Source organism: Methylobacterium sp. WL103, assembly GCF_008039885.1.
Taxonomy (GTDB): Bacteria; Pseudomonadota; Alphaproteobacteria; order Rhizobiales; family Beijerinckiaceae; genus Methylobacterium; species Methylobacterium cerastii.
This window is the reverse complement of record NZ_VRUX01000490.1, coordinates 1-3,248: the sequence shown is the minus strand read 5'-3', so window position 1 is coordinate 3,248 and position 3,248 is coordinate 1. Positions and strand designations below refer to the sequence as shown.

The window sequence follows — 3,248 nt, the reverse complement described above, 5'->3', positions numbered from 1 at the left end:
GCGACGACCCGAACAGGCCGGGCGCGTCGCCGGCCGACCACGTCACGCGATCGGGCGGCACGTCGTCGGCGACGAGCCGGCGCAGGGCCGCGCGGAAGCCGTCGAGATCCGCGCCGGGGCGCAAGTGGATCGTGCGAGACCCACCCTCCACCGCTTCAGGGGGAGGGAACAGGTCCGGCGCGTCCATCAGAACAGGCTCAGCTGCTGGGCCGGCTCCACCAGCCGGCTGCGCAGGTCCAGGCGATCGGTGAGCCCGCCCGGCGTGTAGTCGGCGGCGATCAGGAACGGGCGGGCGCGCTTCAGGGCGGAGGACAGGCGCGCCACGTCGTCGAGGCGCAGGCGCGTGTGCCGGCGGGCCTTGATGATCTTGTCGACCGCCCGCGCGCCGAGTCCCGGCACGCGCAGCAGCATCTCCCGGTCGCCGGTGTTCACGTCCACCGGGAAGCGGTGGCGGTTCTTCAGCGCCCAGGCGAGCTTCGGGTCGATGTCGAGGGAGAACATGCCGTCGTCGGCGGCGTCCGCCACGTCGTCTGCGGAGAAGTCGTAGTACCGGATCAGCCAGTCGGCCTGGTACAGGCGGTGCTCGCGCTGGAGCGGAGGCGCCTTCAGCGGCAGGATGCCCGAGCCCTCCGGGATCGGGCTGAAGGCCGAGTAGTAGACGCGCTTGAGCCCGACGCTGCCGTAGAGGTGCGCGCTCTTGCGGATCAACGCCTCGTCGGTGGTCGCGTCCGCACCGACGATCACCTGCGTCGACTGTCCGGCCGGCGAGAACCGCCGCCGCTCGGCCTTGGCCTCGACGATGCGCTCGGCGACCTGCGCCATCGCATTGAGGATCGTGGCGCCGTCCTTCTCCGGGGCGAGCGTCTGGAGGCTCGCCTCCGTCGGCAGCTCGACGTTGATCGAGAGGCGGTCGGCGTAGAGCCCGGCCTCCTCGATCAGCCAAGGGCTCGCCTCGGGGATGGACTTGAGGTGGATGTAGCCGCGAAACCCGTGGTCGCACCGCAGCGACTTCGCCACCCGCGTCAGCAGCTCCATCGTGTAGTCGGGCGACTTGATGATGCCCGACGAGAGGAACAGCCCCTCGATGTAGTTGCGCTTGTAGAACTCCACCGTCAGCGTCACGACCTCCTGCACCGAGAAGCGCGCCCGCTGCACGTTCGAGGAACGGCGATTGATGCAGTAGGCGCAGTCGAACAGGCAGTAGTTCGTCAGCAGGATCTTCAGGAGCGAGATGCAGCGCCCGTCCGGGGTGTAGGCGTGGCAGATCCCGGAGCCGGTGGTCGAGCCGAGCTCGTCCTTGCCCGCCTTGCGCTTCGGCGCACCCGACGACGAGCACGAGGCGTCGTACTTGGCGGCATCGGCGAGGATGCGCAGTTTCTTGGCGAGAGCTTCATCCATCGAACAAATTAGGAACCCGGGGGTCGCAAGGACAAGGTGCCGGAGGGCGTTGCGCCCCTGTGGCGATGCCGCACCCCGCGGCGTCGTCGCGGGGCGCGGCGTCCGGAAACGTCGGTCAGCCCTGCTTGAGGGTGGCCTTCAAGGTGATCTCGCAGTCGAGGACCTTCGAGATCGGGCAGCCTATTTCGGCGGCGTGCGCCAGCTCGTCGAACTTCGCCTGGTCGATGCCGGGGATCGAAGCGGTCAGCGTGAGGGCCGACTTCGTCACCTTGAAGCCGGCGCCGTCCTTCTCGAGCGTCACCACCGCCTCGGTGCTCATCTCGGTGGCCGCCAGGCCGGCTTCTTGCAGCTGGAACGCGAGCGCCATCGTGAAGCAGCCGGAATGGGCCGCCGCGATCAGCTCTTCCGGGTTGGTGCCGGGCTTGTCCTCGAAGCGCGTGTTGAAGCCGTAGGGCTGGTCGGAAAGCACGCCGGACTGGGTCGTGATCGTGCCCTTGCCTTCCTTGCCGTTGCCCTTCCAGACAGCGTGCGCCTTGCGGTTGATCATCGAAGCTCTCCAGAATTCGCGGCTGCGCGCACGGACGGCGCGCGACGGCACCGTCGACCCTCGGCCAAGTGGCGCAGTTTCCGGCGAGTTCCAGGCTCAAGGCCCGTCGGGCACCTCCTCGGCGTCGACGGTGCGGCGCGCGAGATCGTAGCCGAAGCCGGCGCGCGCCAGCGCTCCGAGGTCGCGGTCGCGGTGGAGCGCGCGGATGTCGGGACGACGGAACGGCCCGAGCCGCCGGCGCTTGGCGTAGGCGAAGGCGGCCTTCTCCTCGATCGCGGCGGCGTCCGCCTCCGGCACGGCTTTACGTTCGGCCTCCATCGCGTTCTCCACTGCGTCGCGCGACAGGCCCTTGGCCGAGAGCTTGGCCGAGACCATCGCCGACCTCGGCCATCGCCCCCTCGTGGCGGCGTCGGGCCGCGAGGCGCTGTCGCGGCTGGCGGCCGAGCCGCGGGTGGCCGCGATCCTCCTCGACCTGCGCATGCCGGGCGACCTCGACGGCATGGCGGTGCTCGCCCGCATCCGCGCGCAGGACAGCCCCCCGCCGGTCACCGTGCTCACGGCCTACGCCAACGCTGGCAACACCATCGAGGCGATGCGCCTCGGCGCGCACGACCACCTGACGAAGCCCGTCGGCCGGGCCGACCTTGCGGCGGTGCTGGCGGCGATGCTCGAACGGCCGGCGATCCCGTCGAGCTCTGCCGTCGAGCCCGGCCCCGGCGACGGCCTCGTCGGGTCGAGCGCCGGGATGCGGCGGGTCCAGAAGACGATCGGCCTGGCCGCCGACAGCGACGCGACCATCCTGATCCGCGGCGAGACCGGCACCGGCAAGGAGCTGGTGGCACGCGCGCTCCACACCTACGCCCGGCGGCGCACCGGGGCCTTCGTCCCGGTCAACTGCGCCGCGATCCCCCGCGACCTCCTCGAGAGCGAGCTGTTCGGCCACGTCCGCGGCGCCTTCAGCGGCGCGGTGACGGACCGGCCCGGCGCCTTCCGGGAGGCGCAGGGGGGAACGCTGTTCCTCGACGAGATCGGCGACATGCCGCGCGAGATGCAGGCCAAGATCCTGCGGGTGATCCAGGACAAGGTGGTGGCGCCGGTGGGCGGCCGCCCGGTCGCCGTCGCGGTGCGCGTGGTGGCAGCCACCCACCGGGACCTGCCGGGGATGGTCGCCGCCGGCACGTTCCGCGAGGACCTGTACTATCGCCTCAACGTCGTGCCGATCGCGCTGCCGCCCCTGCGCGAGCGCCTCGCCGACATCCTGCCGCTGGCCGAGCACTTCCTGGCCGGCGCTGGGCTCGGGGGC

At 71.1% G+C, this 3,248-nt stretch carries 4 protein-coding genes and 1 pseudogene; 1 reads left to right on the top strand and 4 read right to left on the bottom strand.

Annotation, left to right across the window (positions count from 1 at the left end; all coding sequences use genetic code 11):
- The 4 genes and pseudogenes from FV222_RS21055 to FV222_RS21040 all read right to left on the bottom strand — a co-directional run.
- Positions 1-187: pseudogene (locus FV222_RS21055) on the bottom strand (uracil-DNA glycosylase); the annotation flags it as partial.
- On the bottom strand, positions 187-1,398 hold the full coding sequence (locus tag FV222_RS21050; protein ID WP_147761935.1) for a putative DNA modification/repair radical SAM protein: 1,212 nt from the start codon (positions 1,396-1,398) through the stop codon (positions 187-189). The gene FV222_RS21050 and the pseudogene FV222_RS21055, both read right to left, overlap by 1 nt.
- A 115-nt stretch (positions 1,399-1,513) precedes the next feature.
- Positions 1,514-1,945, bottom strand: a complete 432-nt coding sequence (locus FV222_RS21045) for an OsmC family protein (protein ID WP_147751666.1) — start codon at positions 1,943-1,945, stop codon at positions 1,514-1,516.
- Between the two features lie 96 nt (positions 1,946-2,041).
- Positions 2,042-2,320 carry a RecX family transcriptional regulator gene (locus FV222_RS21040; RefSeq protein WP_246685583.1) on the bottom strand — a complete coding sequence of 93 codons (279 nt, stop codon included), beginning with the start codon at positions 2,318-2,320 and terminating at the stop codon, positions 2,042-2,044.
- Between FV222_RS21040 and FV222_RS21035 the strand changes: the two genes are divergently transcribed.
- A partial coding sequence (locus tag FV222_RS21035) for a sigma-54 dependent transcriptional regulator (RefSeq protein ID WP_246685582.1) occupies positions 2,295-3,248 on the top strand: 954 nt, incomplete at its 3' end. The genes FV222_RS21040 and FV222_RS21035 overlap by 26 nt on opposite strands.